The organism is Limnothrix sp. FACHB-406, assembly GCF_014698235.1.
Lineage (GTDB): Bacteria > Cyanobacteriota > Cyanobacteriia > CACIAM-69d > CACIAM-69d > CACIAM-69d.
The window spans coordinates 122,270-140,002 of record NZ_JACJSP010000009.1 but is presented as its reverse complement, the minus strand read 5'-3'; the positions used below and the strand labels follow the sequence as shown (position 1 = coordinate 140,002).

The window sequence follows — 17,733 nt, the reverse complement described above, 5'->3', positions numbered from 1 at the left end:
TCCATTCATCTACCCGTCAATATGTCAGTTGATATGACCCTCAATTCTGTGGAAACACGCCAGGCGATCGACGATGAATTATCCAAACGGCCTTTAGACCTTGACCCGGCTGGCTATTTCGTGATCTACCTCGATCGGGAACAGGCCTTAATTTGCGCCAAACACTACAGCACCGTGATTAACGATCGGGGCTTGGCCACGGATCCGGTCACCGGCAAGGTGATTCCGGCGAAGGGTTCTGTTCCGCGCACGGCCGAGGCCCTCTATACCGGACGCACCGCCAAGGAACTCTGTGTGAAATTGCTCGAACAAACCCAGCCGATACCGGTTTCAATGCTGGATCATGCGGCTTATTTAGGCCGAGAGTTCATGCGTGCAGAACAGGCTTTGGCCACCGGTGCGGAATATATTCAAGACTAAGACCAAGGCCCTGGCAGCGGCCTGGCGCAGCGCCCGAACACAACATCCTCAGGGGTGGTGGTTGGCGGCGCTGTTGTATGGTCTGCTGGGGGTTTTGATTTTGGGGCCCCAGCCCTGGCTCCCGGTGGTGGGAGCGGGGGACACGGATCTCTGGGAAGCGATGGGATTTTATGTGCGGGAGCATTGGCACTGGTGGCCCCTGCCGCATATCGATTTAGTCAGCGATCGGGCGTTTTATCCCTACGGGGGGCAAGTGGCTCTCCAGGCCTGGGGTCTGGAGCGAGATTTGTTCTATGCCTTGCTCTTCAGTCTGGGCGGGGCGGGCCCTTGGCTGAAGCTATATTTTCTGCTGTCGGTGGCGATCGCCCTCTTTGGCATCGCGCGAATTTTGCAGCCGGACTTTGGGGAACGGCGGGCAATTTTAACGGCGATCGGGGCGGTGTTTTTGAACATCTACGCCCTGATTTGTAAGTTTCCGTTTCACAGCAACATGGCGATCGTCCATTGGCTGGGTCTGAGCCTGGCCACGGATTTTGTGTTGGTGTGGCGATTTGTGCGGGGCCGGGCGATCGGGCGGGCCTGGTGGCTGGGGCGCGGGGCGTTGGCGCTCCTGAGCTTGGGCCAGGACTTGGGCTATGTGGCAGGGTTTGGGCTGCTGTCGCTGGTGCTGTCGGGGGGATGGATGTTGGCGGTGAGGTGGTGGCGGTGGCGAACCCAAGCAATTGAGCTGGCCGCCGATGCCCACCAAGACGCAAAGAACCCAGATTGGCAGCTCCGGCTTGGCTATTGGATTTATGGCTGGCCGCCCTTCCGCCCGATCGAGTGGGGATTGATCGCCCTCATCATTTGGGCCGCTTGGTTATATCTGCTGCCGGTGATTCCCATCGTGCAGTTAGCCAAGGAGTTGGACTGGAGCAACACCTTCGATCGCGCTTGGTTTGCCCATCCCCTGCGCCTTTTGGCCCCCTATTGGCCGCAAATCAACCCGATCGCGGCGGCCGGCTGGTGGCGAGCCGTGCTGCCCAGTCCCCTAGAAACAGATTTTGATGGGGTGGTTGGCTGGGGGTTGTTGCTGGCGGGGGCGATCGGCTGCTGGCAACGGCGGCGCTGGTGGGCGGCTTTTGTGCCCCTCGGTTTGCTGATGGGCTGTTTAATCGCCTATCGCCCCTGGGATTTACCGATTTTGCAGTGGTTTCCCTGGTTTTCGTTTAATCGCGTGGCCGGACGGGGTACGGTGGTCTTCCCGATCGTCCTGGCCCTATGCAGCCTGGGTTGGCAGCCGGATGCGGGCCGATCGGCCCGAACGCGACAATGGAACCGCTGGGCCGCCTTGGCCGTGGCAGGCATCTGCTTGCTGGACTTGATCGGCGGCTATGGCCTCAAGCTCCGCGCACAACCCCTAGACCCCAGCTTTCAGCCCTATATGGCCCTAGTGGCCCAGCAGCCGGGCACGGCTGTTTTGGACTGGCCCTTTTGCGTAACAGGGGGAAACGGCGTGGGCAGTGGCGATGGCACCTGCCCTTTTTTTGCCCATCATCCCAGCACCCACGCCCTCAGCCGGTTTCACCACAAAGCCACCGTGGGGCAATACTTGGGGCGATTGCACCCCAGCCAGCTCACCCCCTACCTCGAAGCCGGTTGGCAATATTTGGCCCTGCCCGATCATCCGGATTTAAACCAAACCCAACGCCAGCGCCGCTGTTTTCGCAGGGACGAGTGGGAATTTTTTCGACGATTCTTTCAATTAGGCGATTTTGCGGGCATTAATCTCTATATCGATCGCCTAGCCCGGGGATGTGAAAAGGAGTTTTATGCCCAATTGGGCCACCCGATCGCCCAAACCACCGTGCCGGGCATGGGGCGTGTGGTGTTTATTCCCAAGCCAGCCCCCTGGCAAGGCCTAGTTGATTTGGATCAGGCGCGACTGTTGCGTTTTTCGCCCTTTCTCGACCCAGCCCCCGTCAGCCCGGATCCTGCCAATCGCGATCGCCTGGATCCGGAAGCCGCCCCCCTGAAAACCGCCGTGCCGGAGCTAGACCTCGTGCAGTTCGGAACCGTGCGCGGTGTGGAAATTCGCGGCGGGTTAGATCGCAATCGCCAAGGTCAACGCTGGGGTTTGGCCCCCATGACCGTCCTGGATTTGCAGAGCGATCAGTCTCAAACTCGACAGCTCAAAATTCAAGCGACAGTTCCTGTGACCAATCAGCAACTCAGCATCTTTTTAGATGATCAACTCCTGTGGCGCAGTGAGCTTTTATCCCGTAACCAAGCCCTGGATTTGAACTTACCGATCGCCCTACCGGCCGGCAGGAGTCAGCTATGCTTGGTTTATGAACAATCCATCATTCTGCGCGATCAAATTCCTGCGGCTGGCAACCGCCCGATCGCGTTAACTTTCCAGCATTTAGCAATTGAATAATTGTCAATTCAAGTTACTTAAAATCACAATAATCACTAGCCCAAATCACGATCAGACAAAATCCCAAGCTATCTCGAACTTTAATGGAATCAAGATTTCAAACAAGAACCAAAATAGCCAATATCAGGACAGAACTCGATGGTTACAACTCGCGATCGCCTCTTGACCTTTGAGGACTATCTGAATCATCAAGCCGATGACTCAGCCAGTGATGTTCGTTATGAATTAGTGGATGGTGAACTAATTCCCATGAATCCACCCAGAATCGAGCACTTTTTGATTGCTCAGTTTTTAAGTGACTATCTTCGCCAGGTAATTGGTCAAAACAACCTACCTTGGATGGTATTTGCCGAAATTGGTGTCAGAACGGGATTTAGGCGATCGCGCGTGGTGGATTTATGCGTTGTGCAACGGGAGCAGGTGCAGGAATTAGCAGGGCGATCGGCGGTTTTTGAAACGCCGCCCTTGCTCGCTGTGGAAATTGTCAGCCTTGATTCGATCGGGCGGGATTACCGCTACAAGCGATCGGAATATGCCGCAGCGGGAATTCCTGAATATTGGATTGTGGATCCCCTCGAAAATCGCTTGACTATTCTGCAATTACAAGAAGGGTTATATGACGAAATTCCCCAAGATCAGTCTGGGTTAATTCTGTCGCCAACCTTGGCTCAATTCAACCCATCACCACCCCTGATGGTTGAGCAAATTTGGCAAGCAGCCAAGGTTGATTAATGCCTTAAAGGGCTGAATCATCAGACACCGAAGCCAACTCAGACGCATTGTCTAGATTGCGATCGAGCCGAACTTCCTCATAGATCATCGCCAAAGTGCTGTTGAAGTTCAGGCTTTGGAGTACAAAGGAAATTTCAGCTAGTAAGCACTGTTGCTGATCGAAATCGATCGCCTTGGGATTAAACTCAGTTGCCCCATAACGGGTGAACTCCCAGCAATTCGGGGCAGCATTCTCGGGCCGATAGTAGCGATCGAGAGCCGGGCGATCGCTGCTAATCAACACATATTCCTTGAGGGATTCCATCCGCGCGTATTGCTGAAACTTTTGGTCGCGATCGAACTCAGCCGTTTCGGGCGACAAGACCTCCGCAATCAAGCAAGGATATTGAATCGCTTGGCGCGATCGAAAATCCCGAGGATCGCAAGTCACCACCAAATCAGGATAGAAATAGGGCCCTTTTTCCGAAACGTAAACCTTCACATCACCGATAAAGACTCGGCAGGGTTTACCGCGTAGGTAAGCTTTCAGTGCAAAAAATAGATTTCCAGCGATCGCATTGTGGTCAAGCGTGCCGCCAGCCATGGCGTAAGCTTCACCGTTGAGGTATTCATGGCGCTCCGGCTGTTGTGCTTCCCACGCCAGAAATTCTTCGGGGGAGAAATAGCGGGAATCCATTGCATCAACCATGGCCGGACTGACAGGCTGGCTTATTGAGATGGGATGAAACCCAGTCTAGCGATCGCCCTTGGGCAATGCTTCACCCCGCATGGCACGATCGAGCAGTTCGATCGGGTGTAGCACGGGCACGGTTTTGCCCTGCAATCCCAGGTGTTTTTGAATTTGCAACGAACAGCCCGGATTGGGCGAGGCGATCGCGTCGGCTCCCGTGTTGGTCAGGTTTTGCACCTTCAGTTCACCCAGCTCGTCGGCAATTTCCGGTTGCAGCAGGTTGTAGATCCCGGCACTGCCACAGCAGAGTTGCGAATCGATCGGCTCGCGCAGGGTCACGCCGGGAATTTGCCGCAGCAGGTCGCGGGGTGGGGCGCTGATTTTTTGGCCATGCAACAGGTGGCAAGCATCGTGATAAACCAGCGTCACCGGCTCCGGGGCGATCGGCTGGAGCGGCGCAATCCAGCCCACTTCCGCGAAAAATTCGTGGATGTCGCGCACTTTGTCCACAAAGGCCGCAGCCCGATCGCGGTACTCCGGATCGTCTTGCAGGATGTGGTGATATTCCTTGAGCGTGTGCCCACAACCGGCGGCGTTGATGATGATGTAGTCCACATTGGTGGCCGCGAAGGCATCGATCATCTGGCGGGCGATCGCCTGGGCCTGGTTGGTTTGGCCCTGGTGGGCGGGCAGGGCCGAGCAGCAACCCTGGCTGGGCGGAATCACCACCTCGCAACCGTTGGCCGTCAGGGCCCGCAGGGTAGCGGCATTCACCCCGCTAAAGAGGGTGCGCTGCACACAACCGAGAATCATCCCCACCCGATAGCGCTGGGTTCCTTGGGCGGGAATGGTTTCGGGAAAGTCGCGGTTGAGGGTGTCCCAGCTCAGGCGCGGCAAAATTTCTTCCATGGCCGCCAGGTTGGGCAGCCATTTTTTGAGCAGGCCGGTCGATCGCACCAGGGTTTGCAAGCCCGACTGTTGATAGAGCAACAGAAACGGCATCAACAGTTTCAGGCGATCGGGATAGGGAAAAACCTGGAAAATCAGCGTTCGCAGGGCCTGTTCCGGGAGGGATCGGGGCACGTTGCGCTCCACCTGGGGCCGGGTGGCGCTGATCAGTTGGTCATACTTCACCCCGGACGGGCAGGTGGTGACGCAGGCCAGGCAACCCAAGCAGGTGTCGAAATGCTGGGCGGTGGTGCGATCCAGCTCGGCCGTGCCTTCGTTGATCGCATCCATCAGATAGATGCGGCCGCGGGGTGAGTCGGTTTCCTTGCCCAACACGCGGTAGCTGGGGCAGGTGGAAAGGCAAAACCCGCAATGGACACAGGAATCGAGCAGCTTGGGATCGGGCGGCGAGTCGGGGTCAAAGCCCGATCGCTGACCGGCGGCCAATTCACCCAAGTGGGGATTTTGGGCCAGAAAGTTGCTCTCTTTGGCGGGAATCGGGCGATCGCTCGTTTGCATGGGTCGGTGGGGTGAAACCAATGGGCGATGGCAATGAACAAACCGTGAACAAATCGTAGGGGCGCACCGCCGTGCGCCCTCCATAATCTGGGGCTAAACCGGGCGCTAAACCACGAATCGGCCGAGATTCAGGAGCTGGTGCGGATCGAACTGCTGTTTTATTTTCCCCATTAGGGCTAGGGCAGAACCGCGATCGCCCCAGCGATCCGATTGCTTAAACTGATGGGTCAGTTCAGGGGGCACTTGCAGCAGCGTCAAAAATCCCTGTTCCGCTTCGCAGGCGGCCCGCAATTGCCGAATCCAACGGGAAGTCCGCAGCCAGTCGCCCTCGATCGCCCCGAAGCTGGCCCAACCGAGGCCGCTGCTGGCGTGGATTTGCCCTTGGCTGACCGGGCCGCTGGCCAGGCGATCGAGCAGGGCCGGGGCCGCCGTGGGCAATGCACCAAACTTGAGCGTGATCGGGCGATCGGCTGTGGGGGCAGTGCTGGCGGCGCGGCTGGCCTGCCAAAAGTCCGCCTCCTCCGGTTCGCTCAACACCCGGGATTGCAAGCCCAACTGCTCGGCCAGGGCGATCGAGCGGCGTACCTGTTCCGCCACGCTGGGGGCCACACTGCCAAACCGCAGCGCCAAGCTCATCGCCCGCTCCGGCAGGGCCGGGTTGCCCCAAATCCAATCCAGGGCGATCGGGGTGAGGGTGGAATTGCGGAGGCCTTGGGCCGCCTGGGCCAGGGCCGGGCGATCGCCCCACAGCAACAGGGTTTGGCACTGTTCGGGAATCGGGTAAGTCCGCACGGTCAGGGTCGCCAGCAGGCCCAGCGTGCCAAAGGAACCGGTAAACAGCTTCATCAGGTCATAGCCCGCTACGTTTTTGACCACGCGGCCGCCGGCTTTGGCGATTTGCCCATCCCAACGAACGATCGACAGGCCCAACAGCAAATCCCGAATGCCGCCGTAGCGTTGGCGCAGGGAACCCGTATCCGCCGTGGCCACAATGCCGCCCAGGGTGGCCGTTTCCGCAAAGGCCGGGTCGATCGGCAGCCACTGACCCGAGGGAGCCAAGGCCGCTTGCAGATCCCGCAGTTTCATGCCCGCTTCCACGGTGGCTACCAAGTCCGCCTCGTCATGCATCACCAGGCGATCGAGCCGGCCCAATCCCACGGGTAACACCGATCCCTTGGGAACATCGCCCCAAGCCAACTTGCTGCCGCTGCCGAAGGGGGCGATCGGCTGGCGTTGGGCCGCACAGGCCGCCATCACCTCGGTCAACTGCTCGATCGACTCGGGCATCACCGCCGGGCGAGCCAACTGGCCGATCGATCGAGCAATTAACTGATCGATCGATGGATCTAATAAATCATTGAAAGCATTGGGATCATTCAGATCGTTTGGATCGATCGCACGCATCACGGGCCCAACCTCAAGACAATCAGCAATTGATTTGAAATACCTTGAAATGCATTGAAAATGCTTTGATCAGGTTTTCTAGAATTCACCCCAGGCAACGGGTTAAATTTAGCCTTAAAAAACGCCGAAATTTCCAGAAGGTCAGGGACGATGGAGCAAAATCCATCATTCTTCAAGGTTGCCGTTTTGCTGTCCCCAGCAACCGTTCCGCACCGGAGCGATCGGGTCGACCGCCCATCAAGTCCCCATCGATCATTAACCAATTCTTAAATCATTGACTGAATTGATCGAATGTAATCGATTGGATTAATTGGACTAATTGGACTAGTTAGATGGATCCCGAGGCCAATTCGATCCGAATTCAATTCCCCTGCTTGCGCCGATCGCTGCCAAGTGTGGTGAACCCATCTTCTCGGGCGGTGGGCACATCTGTCCGGTGATGAAAAACGCTGCCTAGACTGGAAAACAAGTGACCAAACCCTCATGATAAGGAAATTTGCCCATGAATGCGCCGTCTAAGGCCGGTCGTTGGCTGGCGGGTGCTGTTTTGACCCTGTTGCTGGTGGTGGGCGGTTGTGTGGCCCTCAACGATCGCAGCGATCGCGGCCCGGCTCCCAGTCCCACATCAACCACGGTGGTCGATCGCTCCGGTGATCAGTCCACCGATCGTGGTTCCGATCGTCGATCACCCAAACCCAGCCCCAGCGTCAGCCCCTCGCCCATTGATAAAAAGCCAGTGGCGGGCGGCAAGCTGAATAAGTATTTCCCGAAAACTAGCGATGGCTACAGCCTGGTTTTCCAACAGGAAAAGAAAGGATTTGCGGAAGCCAAACTGAAGAAGTCGGGCGAAGAAGTGGCCAAGTTGTCGATTAATGACTTGGCGAACAATGCGAGCGGTCTCAGCAAATTCCAAAGCAGTGATGATGACATTGACGGCTATCCTGCCGTTCAAGTGGGCAAAAATCAAACGGCTGTCTTGGTGGGCGATCGCTATCAGGTGAAGGTGCAGTCTACGACGCTCAAACCAAGCGATCGGGAAGACTGGATTGAGAAATTTAATCTCTCAGGCTTGGCCCGTTTGAAGTAGTTGGCTTTTCTATTTTCCGAATTGGCGCTTAGTTTGGACTTAATAGCGTGGCAAGCTGATTTTGATCAATCAGGTCAAATAGCTATCACCGTTGCCTAACCATTAGGCAGCAATGGGCTTAAGCCCATTGTTATGACGACTGATTCCGAAACTTTGCCCCTACGATCTAAAACAGTCACGCTATTAACTTGCGTCTAGCCCTTGCCTAGTTTCGGTTGAGCTTGTTGTTTGTTTCTTGTTTGGAAACCCTGTGTCTTAGTGAGGATCAAAATTCATGGGTAAATCCATTGTGCAATTGGTTGATGAATTGCCCACCAGCGGCATGACCATCACGGTTCTGAATGCGTTGGATTTTGTGGTTCCCGGCGAGTGGGACAACTTGATTGGGTTCGATCGCACGATCAAAACCGTCACGGGCGAAGATGATCCGGGCTTAATTTCCCAAATCAAAGACCGGGCGATCGAGCTTTATAACGACGAAGGCGAGGGCTATCAACGCGCCGTTTGGCTCTATCAAACCGTGGACACGGCCGCAAGTGCCTTGGGCACGGCTGCCATGGCCAATAAGGTGGGGCAAGATATTTCGTTTTTGGGCTTTTTGCAAAATTTGACCCCCAAACCCGAAAAGGCCCAAGCGATCGATTTGGGAATGAAAATTGTGGTGGAATTGCTGGCCTATTGCCAAATTAATGGCATTCCTGGCGACAGCATTGGCGACTTTTTGGGTTCCTTGGCCGACTACGGCGGGGAATCCAAAATGCGGATGGCCGCCATGGTTTGCTTGGATGGCTTAGTGCCCTTGGGCCCGAACTTCATCAAAGCGGCCGGCGATTGGATCGGCAGCGCCACCCAATCCAGCTTGGAAGAAAACGAGGCTTTCCGGAATATTCAAAAGATGATTCCGGGCACTGACAAGGTGGCATTTGTTGGCCAAGCGTTCAACTCGGTTTCGAGCTGGATGGGGAACTTTGTGAGCGATCGCGGTCTCAGTCCCCAAACCATCCTGCAACACCTACAAGGGTTTGTGGATATTGCCGATGACAAGCTGGATTATGTTGGTGCATTTTTGGACATGAGCACCAATTATTACTATCACACGGGTGTCCAAACGGTTGCCAAGCGCCTGATCGATCGCGCCTATGCTGAAATTTAGCGCTTGAGCTGGATTTGCTGAATTCAAGCAACGATTGATTATTGGCTAGATTTTTATTAATCATCTGATCAACAATCACTTGGTTAAAAATCACCTAATTCAACGTTGTTCAAATTCCAGTCGCTAAAGCGTTCAAAAGGCGACATTCAAAAAACGGGGCTGCTAAGCTGGAGTCGTGATCCTAATTCATGACATGACCCAGGGTGGCCCCGCTTTTTGTTTATATTTTGATTGAATATTTTCAGTGACCCGTAGCCCGTAGGGTGGGCAATGCCCACCGAATCGTTACTTCATGGCATCTGCGATAGGGCGTGCCAATTATTTTAGGTAAAGCCTGTATTCTGGTTGAATATTTTTAGGTTCAATATTGTTAGGTTGAATGTTTTTAGATCGAACTATTTAGATATATGGTGTAAGCGCATATTTCTTGGACACATAATTTTGGACGCATAATTTTGGACGTATGGTTTAGTATTTTGGGAATTTGCCGGGGGATTTTTGATGGTGAAGCTCAAACAACGGGGCTGGGGCTTGGTGTCGCTGGTGATTGTGGGGGTGATTGGGGTTGGCGGTTGCGGCCAGTCCAAAAACACGGTCTCGATTTCTGCGGGCAAGGCCGGTGTGGGCTATGACCTGATTAGCGAGCAATTGGGGCGATCGACCGATCGAATCGTGAGCCTGAAGCTGACCGACGACAAAAACTCCAATGGTTCCCGCGATAACCTCGATCGCCTGGTGCAAGGTCGGGTTGATTTTGCCCTCGCCCAACTCGACGTTTCCCGCGATCTGCTGCGCAGTGGCCAGGTGGAAACCGTCGCCATTTTGGGTCATGAATATCTGCATTTGTTGGTGCGGGCCGACTCTCCCTTCAAAACCCTGACCGACATCAACGGCAAACGGGTGGCGATCGGGATTCAGGGCAGCGGCACCAACTTCACCACTACCCAAATCTTGACCCGCAGCGGCTTGCGAGTGATCACCAGTGCGCCTCCCCTGAAGGAAGGTCTGGCCAAGTTGAAGGCCGGAGAGCTGGATATGGTGGCCTACGTGGGCCCCTTGGGATCCAGCAGCATCATTCAAAATGCCATTACCAGCGATCCGCCCCTGCGTTTGCTGGAAATTCCCCCCTCCATTACCAATCACCTGGCGGTGCGCTTCCCTGAGTCCTATCGCTCTTCGGTGATTCCCGCCGGAACCTATGACCCCCTGCGCCCCGAGCCGCCCCAGGATTTGCCGGTCTTGTCCACGGGAATTGGCTTGATGGCCCGAGGCGATGCCCCCGCCGACCAAGTGGGCCTAATGGCTTGGTCGATTTTGGCCACGGCGCGTCAATATGCCAGCTTTTATCCAGAATTGGCCGATGGTGATCCGGCTGGCCTGTTGCAACGGGGTGGGGTTTATATGGCTCCGGACGCGACAGAAACCTATGAAAAAGGGGATCCCCGATCGGCTTGGCTGCGGTTCATTGAAGAAAACCAGGTTGTTCAGGAATATTTGCTGGTTTTGGGCTTGAGCAGTGCAGCGGGGTTGTTGGTCACTTGGCTGCGATCGCGCCGATCGCGCCAGTTGGTGAAAAGCAGTCGCCAAGCCTTGACCGAAATTAAGGAAGTTCATGGCAACAAAACCAAGGCAGCCCTGGCGGCGGCCCAAGATTTGGCAGAGCGCTATCGGTTGATGTTCATTGACGGCAATCTGTCACCGGAAACCTACGAGGAGATCGATCGCCCCGTTCAGCTCTATCTCCAAAGTTGCCAGGCGCTGATTGAACAGGAAGACCGCCAAACCCTCAGCGAAACGGTGAACCTGCTGGACGATTCCGAAGCATTGCTGAATATGCCGCTATCGGTGGCGGTTCAGCGGTTGCAGGAATTGGAAGATCGCTACTCGCAAATGTTGCTCTCCGGCACGATCGAACTGATGACCTATCTGCAATTCCGGCAATGGGCGTTGGCGGTTTTGCAAGCCAAGTCCCATGAACCGGAAACCCCAGCCATATCCTAGGTTTCGGGAGCCAGCGGCCAAGTCGCTGGCTTCTGGGTCACTAAAATTGAGGATCGTGGATGGCGGATCGATCGCTGGATCCAACTCCCAACCCCAAGCGCCGCCCGATCGATCGGTAAATTTTTAACCAAAGGAATTGACCTAGCTTGAATCGGCAGCGATTCAAATACGAGTTAATTTTTATTCACAATCCCTAACAAAAAACCAAAAACAGTTGATAAACTGCGCGAATTTATAAACAACCATTGAGTAATTGGCCTAAAGAATTCTGCAAGCACTCATAATCAAATCAGAGCCAAATCAGAACCCAGTCAGAACCCAATCAGATTTCTTGTAGACAGTCCCGATCGCTCCTCCTTTTCCCTGTCAACGGGCGATCGCACCATGATTCTTTCTACTCGCCAATCATCTGATCCATTCAATCTAGTCAACTCAATTTTGCAAATTTCATCCAGTGGCTTTGAGCACTGAGCCTACGACGCTCGCCCCTGGCAACGCTCCATTACGGCGTTAATTGAATCTTTGCTGAGTATTTGACGAGTATTTGACGAACATTGGCTGAGTATTTGACGAACATTGGCCGAGCATTAGCCGAGCATTTTTCTCTTGTTCTCGCTCATTGGGAATCGGGAATCTTTTAGGCATGAATTAGGCATGAATTTGATCTTGATCTGATTTCTCATCAAATTTTGCAAGATTTTGAATTTGATATTGATCAGACATCACACTGATCAACTCTGCACTTCATCCCTAGTCCTATTTTCCCTAGTTCTATTTTCTCAATCTGCAATCATTTCAGCCTGCATTGAGCTGACATCAATTTTTTACTGGGAATTTTCATTCCCATGGAGGTTTTCATGAAAGGTGACCGTACCCCCCGCATCAGAAATATTGCCATTGTGGGTCCCTACTCCAGTGGCAAAACGACGCTTTTGGAAAGTATTTTGTTTTTGTCGGGCGCAACCACGCGCAAGGGCAGCATTAAAGATAACAATACGGTGGGTGACAGTTCCCCGGAAGCGCGCGATCGGGGCATGGGCCTGGAGCTAAATGTGGCCAGCGCCGCTTATAAGGATGTGCAATTTAATTGGATTGACTGCCCAGGTTCCGTGGAGTTGGCCGCAGAAACCTACAACGCTTTGGTCGGGGTTGATGCGGCCGTGGTGGTTTGCGAACCAATGATCGATCGCGCCATTGTGTTGGCTCCTTTGTTTCAGTTTTTGGACACCTGGAAAATTCCCCATGTGTTGTTCATTAACAAAATGGATCGGGCATCGAGTCCCATTGCCGATATTTTGTCGGTATTGCGGCCCGTTTCCAGCCGCCCGATCGTGCTGCACCAGTACCCGATTCGCCAAGGCAACAGCCCGATCGGCTACATCGATTTAGTCAGCGAAACGGCCTATCACTACCACCCCGACGCGGAAGGCGATGACCCCGTGCCGCTGCCCGAACATTTGCGGGCGGAAGAACAAGCGGCTCGCCACGAAATGCTGGAAAGCCTGGCCGATCATGACGATGTGCTGCTGGAAAAATTGCTGGAGGATATTCAACCCAGCGAAGAAGAAATTTTGGTGGATCTGAGGCTGGAGTTGGGAGCCGATCAGATCGTGCCGGTGTTTGTGGGCATGGCGGAACAGCACTTGGGTGTGCGACCGCTGTTGGATGCCCTGCTGCGGGAAGCCCCAGACGCAACGGTGACGGCCACCGAGCGCGGGGTGGACGCGATCGCCTCCGATGCCGATAGCCCGATCGTGCAGGTGCTGAAAACCATGTATGCCAGCCAAGGAGGCAAGCTATCGATCGCCCGGGTCTGGAATGGCGCGATCGAAGATGGCATGAGCCTCAATGGCGTTCGCATTGGTGGTCTCTATCGCCTGATGGGCAGCCAACAAAAATCCCTGACCCGGGCCGAAGTGGGCGACATTGTGGCCCTTGGGCGGTTGGACGGGGTGGCCACCGGAGAGGTGCTGGCGCTTGATCGGGCGATCGGGCGGGATGAGTTGCCCAAAGCGGAATTACCGCCGCCGGTTTTTGCTTGGGCGATCGTTCCCGAAAACCGCAGCGACGAAGTGAAGCTCACCGCCGCCCTGGCCAAACTCACGGACGAAGACCCCGCCGTCCGCTGGGAACAACATGGCGACACCCACGAAATCATCCTTTGGGGCCAAGGGGAAATTCACCTACAAATCGCCATCGATCGACTGCGACGCAAGTACAACCTGCCCATGGCTCCCCACCTGCCCCAAGTGCCTTACAAGGAAACCATTCGCAAACCCGTTTCCCGGATCCATGGGCGCTATAAGCACCAAACCGGCGGCCATGGTCAGTTTGGGGATGTGTATTTGGACATTCAGCCCCAACCACGCGGCGCAGGCTACGACTTCCAGCAAAGGATTGTGGGCGGTGTTGTGCCCAAGCAATATATCCCCGGTGTGGAATCAGGGGTGCGAGAAGCGCTCGATCGCGGGCCCCTGGGCTTCCCGATCGTCGATGTGGCCGTGACCCTCACCGATGGTTCCTACCACTCCGTTGACAGCTCCGAGCAAGCCTTCAAGATGGCGGCCCACGTGGCCATGAAAACGGGCATTCCGGCAGCCCAACCGGTGCTGCTGGAGCCGATCGACCTGGTGGAAGTTGCCATGCCCAGCGAGTTCACCGCCAAGGTCATGCAGCTAGTGACCGGGCGGCGCGGCCAACTGATGGGCTACGGGCCCAAGGACGGTTGGGCCGGCTGGGACACCATGCAGGCCTATCTGCCCCATGCGGAAATGCAGAGCCTGATTTTGGAATTGCGATCGCTCACCTTGGGCGTGGGAACGTTCTCTTGGCAGCATGACCACTTGCAGGAAGTGCCCGACAAACTCGCCGATCGGGTCTTGGCCCAAACCGGCAAAGGCTAGAAACGGTCGCTCGTTTCCATCCATTCCCAAAACTTTCCATTTCCCAAACTCCGATCGATCCTTTTGAAACCTTAAAAGCGCCTGGCCATCGTCTCGATGGGCCGGGCGTTTCCTTTTGCAGCCCCCGCTCGCTCGCTCGCTCAACACTTCCCCAGCGGCTCTCCCCTCAAACACCGCGCCCGCCACCGAGGACAGTTCCGAAACTACCTCAAGATTGTTCAAGCCATTCAGAGAGTCCTTAGGAAAAATTCCAGAGAATTTTGAGAATATTTCTCAGTATTGATATACTGCTTTCGCCACCCAAAATTCAATTACTGCATTCCTAAGAGCGAAAAATGACGAGTAAACTGACTCGGCGGGTGTTCTTGGCAGGGGGATCAGCCCTAGCCACCGTGGCCCTGAGCGGACTGAACCGGGCCAACGCCCAAGGTGCAGGGGAAGTGAACCTGTACTCCGGTCGCCACTACGACAGCGATCGCCAACTGTATGAAGCCTTTACCCAAGCCACCGGCATCAAAGTCAACCTGGTGGAAGGCAGCGCCGATGCCCTAATCGAGCGCATCCAATCGGAAGGGGTCAACAGTCCCGCCGATGTTCTGATTACTGTGGATGCCGGTCGCCTTTGGTTAGCCGACAAGGCCGGTCTGTTCCGTCCCGTGTCCCAAAGCGCTGCCCCCAACCTTTATCGGGCGGTTCCCAGCAACCTGCGTCACCCCAATGGTCACTGGTTTGCTCTGTCCAAGCGGGCCCGCGTGATCATGTACAACAAAGACTTGGTGAACCCCGCAGACCTCTCCACCTACGAAGCCTTGGCCGATAGCCGTTGGCGCGGCAAGATTTTGGTGCGGACTTCGAGCCATGTGTATAACCAATCCCTAGTTGGCGAGCTGGTGGGCGCATTGGGCGAACCCACCACGGAAACCTGGGTGCGCGGCCTGGTGGCGAACTTCGCTCGGCCCCCGGAAGGCAACGATACGGCTCAGATCAAGGCCTGTGCAGCGGGTCAAGGGTCGATCGCGATCGCCAACACCTATTACCTGCCCCGTTTGGTCAATTCCAAAGATGCCGCTGAGCGGGAGATTGCCGCCAAGGTGGGTGTGTTTTTCCCGAATCAACAGGGACGCGGCACTCACGTCAACATCAGCGGCGGCGGCGTGATTAAAACCGCCAAGAACCCGGAAGCAGCCGTGAAGTTCCTTGACTTTTTGGCAACCCAAAAGGCCCAAGAACTCTTTGCCCGCAGTGGCTATGAATATCCGGTGTTGTCCGGTGTGGCATTGGATCCCACCCTGTCTAGTTTTGGACAGTTCAAGTCTTCTAGCGCCAGTGCCAATGAGTTTGGGGGCAACAACGATCGCGCCCTCCGGCTGATGGATCGGGCCGGTTGGCGCTAGGGCCAGTTGACCAGCGGGGGCTGATTGCGCGATCGGCCCACGGCGTTCCACTGTCTATGTTCAGCAAGCATCTATCCCAAGCGAGGCTATGTCTCGGCTTGGGAGTTTTTCATGGCAATTTTTGATCGAAACCTTGCCTTGGTGGAAACGTTTCCATGGCAATTTTGCCCAAAGCTTTTCTAGCAAGCTGCTTTCCGAAAATCTCTTTTCGAGAATTTCTTTTTAAAAATCTCTCAATCTCTTTTCAAGACTCTTTTTTTAATTAACTCATTAATTAATTTCCGCACCCGCCGCCGCTTGGATAGCATCCAGGGATAGCAGTCGATCGCGGCTGCCGACAATGATGGCCCCCACCTGACCACGCACTTGAGTGGAAATTACGTAGTAATAACCCACCACTTGATCGGCTGAATCGCGACGGGGATCCGACACCACAAATTCCCGAGCCTGTTCCGTGTTTTCGTAGATTGCGGGAATTTCGGCCACCGTCACATCGGGGCCCAGGGAATTTTGGATCACCTCTGGCGTGACGCTGTGAATGCTGAGGTTTTCCGGCAGGGAATAGCACCCATCGGGGCGATCGGGGGCACAAGCGGCCCCGCCAGCATTCAACCCCGCCAACGCCGGTAAACCTTGGGGCGTGGGGCTAGGGCTAGGTTCGGGGCTAGGACTTGGGCTGGGCGTGGGGCTGGGTGTGGGATTGGGGCTTGGGCTGGGTGCTGCTGACGGAGCCGGGGCCGGTTTGGCGGTTTGGGGCTTGGGAACCACCACCCGATTGGGCTGATTGACTTTCGGTTTCGGTTTTGGGGTTGCGGCGCGATCGGCCCGGCGTTGGGCCGGGGTCGATCGCGCGGGGCTGGGGGAGGGGGTCGATCGGGCCGGGGTGGTTTTCGGCAAATTGGTGACCCGAATGGGGGCCTCTTGGGCGCTTAGGGGCAGGGCCACCTTGTCCGGCTCCTTGGGCATTGGCAGCAACAACACCGCCCCATGGAGCACCACGGACACCACCACGCCCAGGCCCATGGCCCCCCAAAGGCTGATTTTGGCACTGGGAGACCAGTCCACCAACTCGGGCCCTCGCCTTGGGGGGGCGTTTTGTTGCGATGCGCTGCTGGGTGATGGGTTTCTGGTGGGGGAATGGCTAGGCGGGGACTCCTCCATCGGGTCGATCGCCCCTGCATCGGGCCCCTGGCTCCCCACGATCGCCGATCGAGCAGTCCTAGGAACTTCTTCTGAACGCACAGTCACCAAGGCCTGATCGGAAACCGGAAGGTTACTGCTCATTTTCCTTGGCTCCCATCCGGCAAGGTTGTGCCCAGGGTTTTGACCCCGCTGAGATCAAGCTTGGAGGGGCTGGCGTTCAGCAAATCTGCGCCGCTCAAGTCGGCTCCCGTCAGCTTGGCTTGGGTCAAGTCAGCCCCCCGAAGATAGGTTTTGGTGAGCCGGGCTTCGCTGAGGTTCGCCCCCGTCAGCTTGGCTTGGTTCATGCCCGCCTGGCTCAGGTCGGCTTTGGTTAAATTCGCTTGCTGAAAATTGGCCCCGTCCAGCTTGGCCTGGCTCAGGTTCACCCCGGTCAAATTGGCCTTTTGAAAGTTGGCTCCATTCAGGTTCGCCCCGGCAAAGTCTTGATTGCTCAGATCCTTACCCGCAAAATCACACCTCGGGCAGTCCTTGGGGTTTCCGGGCGATCGCTGGGCCGTGGGCTGGGTGGGGCAACCGCTCAGGGTCAACCCCAGGGCGATCGAAACCGTGAGCAACATTCCGCGCCCGATCGCGCCCCCAAGTTCCCATTTCAATGAGCGCTCCCTCTTACCGGTTGCCGCGCGATCGCCCACAATCGCCCCTCTGATGCCAAGCCCCATGCCCAAACCCGAAGTCGTGAAAGTGTTCCCAAAACCGTTTTAACTCAAAGATTTCTCAATAAGCGAACTGCTTTAAGGTTGAGTAGGATTTAGATCCTTGAGAATTAGTTTCAGTAAGCATAGCATATTCTTACTGAAGTACTTTCTGAAAGCCTTTTCCAGGTAGCTTCGCCAAGGGATTGAAATTTCTCTCAGAGGCTGTCTGAACAGTATTTTTGGAC

At 55.6% G+C, this 17,733-nt stretch carries 13 protein-coding genes; 8 read left to right on the top strand and 5 right to left on the bottom strand.

Going from position 1 to position 17,733, the window contains the following annotated elements; all coding sequences use genetic code 11:
• Positions 1–33 precede the first annotated feature (33 nt).
• The 3 genes from H6G53_RS10965 to H6G53_RS10955 all read left to right on the top strand — a co-directional run bounded on the left by H6G53_RS10965 (position 34) and on the right by H6G53_RS10955 (position 3,571).
• Positions 34–420 (top strand): DUF4346 domain-containing protein, encoded by a 387-nt coding sequence (locus H6G53_RS10965; protein WP_099533300.1) that lies wholly within the window; start codon positions 34–36, stop codon positions 418–420.
• Positions 374–2,839 carry a hypothetical protein gene (locus H6G53_RS10960; RefSeq protein ID WP_190532856.1) on the top strand — a complete coding sequence of 822 codons (2,466 nt, stop codon included), beginning with the start codon at positions 374–376 and terminating at the stop codon, positions 2,837–2,839. Before H6G53_RS10965 ends, H6G53_RS10960 begins: the two co-directional genes overlap by 47 nt.
• Positions 2,840–2,977: 138 nt before the next feature.
• Positions 2,978–3,571, top strand: a complete 594-nt coding sequence (locus tag H6G53_RS10955) for a Uma2 family endonuclease (RefSeq protein ID WP_190532854.1) — start codon at positions 2,978–2,980, stop codon at positions 3,569–3,571.
• 4 nt (positions 3,572–3,575) lie between these two features.
• Here H6G53_RS10955 and H6G53_RS10950 read toward each other — a convergent pair whose 3' ends face one another.
• The 3 genes from H6G53_RS10950 to H6G53_RS10940 all read right to left on the bottom strand — a co-directional run bounded on the left by H6G53_RS10950 (position 3,576) and on the right by H6G53_RS10940 (position 7,112).
• The gene (locus H6G53_RS10950; RefSeq protein WP_190532850.1) at positions 3,576–4,259 is read right to left on the bottom strand and encodes a Uma2 family endonuclease; all 684 of its coding nucleotides are present in this window, start codon (positions 4,257–4,259) and stop codon (positions 3,576–3,578) included.
• Between the two features lie 45 nt (positions 4,260–4,304).
• Positions 4,305–5,708: a (Fe-S)-binding protein gene (locus H6G53_RS10945; protein ID WP_190532848.1), complete on the bottom strand. Its 1,404-nt coding sequence runs from the start codon at positions 5,706–5,708 to the stop codon at positions 4,305–4,307.
• Between the two features lie 105 nt (positions 5,709–5,813).
• A complete protein-coding gene (locus tag H6G53_RS10940) occupies positions 5,814–7,112 on the bottom strand; it encodes an FAD-binding oxidoreductase (protein WP_242030833.1) in 1,299 nt (432 codons plus the stop codon).
• A gap of 502 nt (positions 7,113–7,614) precedes the next feature.
• On the opposite strand from H6G53_RS10940, the gene H6G53_RS10935 reads away from it, so the two are divergent.
• The 5 genes from H6G53_RS10935 (at position 7,615) to H6G53_RS10915 (ending at position 15,650) form a co-directional block, all read left to right on the top strand.
• Positions 7,615–8,199, top strand: a complete 585-nt coding sequence (locus tag H6G53_RS10935; RefSeq protein WP_190532842.1) for a hypothetical protein — start codon at positions 7,615–7,617, stop codon at positions 8,197–8,199.
• A 274-nt stretch (positions 8,200–8,473) separates the two neighbouring features.
• Complete coding sequence (locus tag H6G53_RS10930) at positions 8,474–9,352, top strand: hypothetical protein (protein ID WP_190355488.1); 879 nt, start codon at positions 8,474–8,476, stop codon at positions 9,350–9,352.
• Between the two features lie 501 nt (positions 9,353–9,853).
• Positions 9,854–11,353 (top strand): TAXI family TRAP transporter solute-binding subunit, encoded by a 1,500-nt coding sequence (locus H6G53_RS10925; RefSeq protein ID WP_190526973.1) that lies wholly within the window; start codon positions 9,854–9,856, stop codon positions 11,351–11,353.
• An 857-nt stretch (positions 11,354–12,210) separates the two neighbouring features.
• Positions 12,211–14,256 (top strand): elongation factor G, encoded by a 2,046-nt coding sequence (locus H6G53_RS10920; RefSeq protein WP_190532839.1) that lies wholly within the window; start codon positions 12,211–12,213, stop codon positions 14,254–14,256.
• A 335-nt stretch (positions 14,257–14,591) separates the two neighbouring features.
• A complete protein-coding gene (locus H6G53_RS10915) occupies positions 14,592–15,650 on the top strand; it encodes a Fe(3+) ABC transporter substrate-binding protein (protein ID WP_190355485.1) in 1,059 nt (352 codons plus the stop codon).
• Between the two features lie 270 nt (positions 15,651–15,920).
• On the opposite strand, the gene H6G53_RS10910 is transcribed toward H6G53_RS10915, so the two are convergent.
• Together H6G53_RS10910 and H6G53_RS10905 are read right to left on the bottom strand one after the other, a co-directional pair.
• Positions 15,921–16,934, bottom strand: coding sequence for a hypothetical protein (locus H6G53_RS10910; protein ID WP_190532837.1), 1,014 nt, complete (start codon positions 16,932–16,934; stop codon positions 15,921–15,923).
• Positions 16,931–17,446: a pentapeptide repeat-containing protein gene (locus tag H6G53_RS10905; RefSeq protein WP_190526965.1), complete on the bottom strand. Its 516-nt coding sequence runs from the start codon at positions 17,444–17,446 to the stop codon at positions 16,931–16,933. The genes H6G53_RS10910 and H6G53_RS10905 overlap by 4 nt, the downstream gene beginning before the upstream one ends.
• Between the last annotated feature and the right edge of the window lie 287 nt (positions 17,447–17,733).

Bases quoted from the DNA above. Each gene is read 5' to 3' on its own strand.
- H6G53_RS10965 (WP_099533300.1), top strand. From the start codon at position 34: ATGACCCTCAATTCTGTGGAAACACGCCAGGCGATCGACGATGAATTA.
- H6G53_RS10955 (WP_190532854.1), top strand. From the start codon at position 2,978: ATGGTTACAACTCGCGATCGCCTCTTGACCTTTGAGGACTATCTGAAT.
- H6G53_RS10950 (WP_190532850.1), bottom strand. From the start codon at position 4,259: ATGGTTGATGCAATGGATTCCCGCTATTTCTCCCCCGAAGAATTTCTG.
- H6G53_RS10945 (WP_190532848.1), bottom strand. From the start codon at position 5,708: ATGCAAACGAGCGATCGCCCGATTCCCGCCAAAGAGAGCAACTTTCTG.
- H6G53_RS10940 (WP_242030833.1), bottom strand. From the start codon at position 7,112: ATGCGTGCGATCGATCCAAACGATCTGAATGATCCCAATGCTTTCAAT.
- H6G53_RS10935 (WP_190532842.1), top strand. From the start codon at position 7,615: ATGAATGCGCCGTCTAAGGCCGGTCGTTGGCTGGCGGGTGCTGTTTTG.
- H6G53_RS10930 (WP_190355488.1), top strand. From the start codon at position 8,474: ATGGGTAAATCCATTGTGCAATTGGTTGATGAATTGCCCACCAGCGGC.
- H6G53_RS10925 (WP_190526973.1), top strand. From the start codon at position 9,854: ATGGTGAAGCTCAAACAACGGGGCTGGGGCTTGGTGTCGCTGGTGATT.
- H6G53_RS10920 (WP_190532839.1), top strand. From the start codon at position 12,211: ATGAAAGGTGACCGTACCCCCCGCATCAGAAATATTGCCATTGTGGGT.
- H6G53_RS10915 (WP_190355485.1), top strand. From the start codon at position 14,592: ATGACGAGTAAACTGACTCGGCGGGTGTTCTTGGCAGGGGGATCAGCC.
- H6G53_RS10910 (WP_190532837.1), bottom strand. From the start codon at position 16,934: ATGAGCAGTAACCTTCCGGTTTCCGATCAGGCCTTGGTGACTGTGCGT.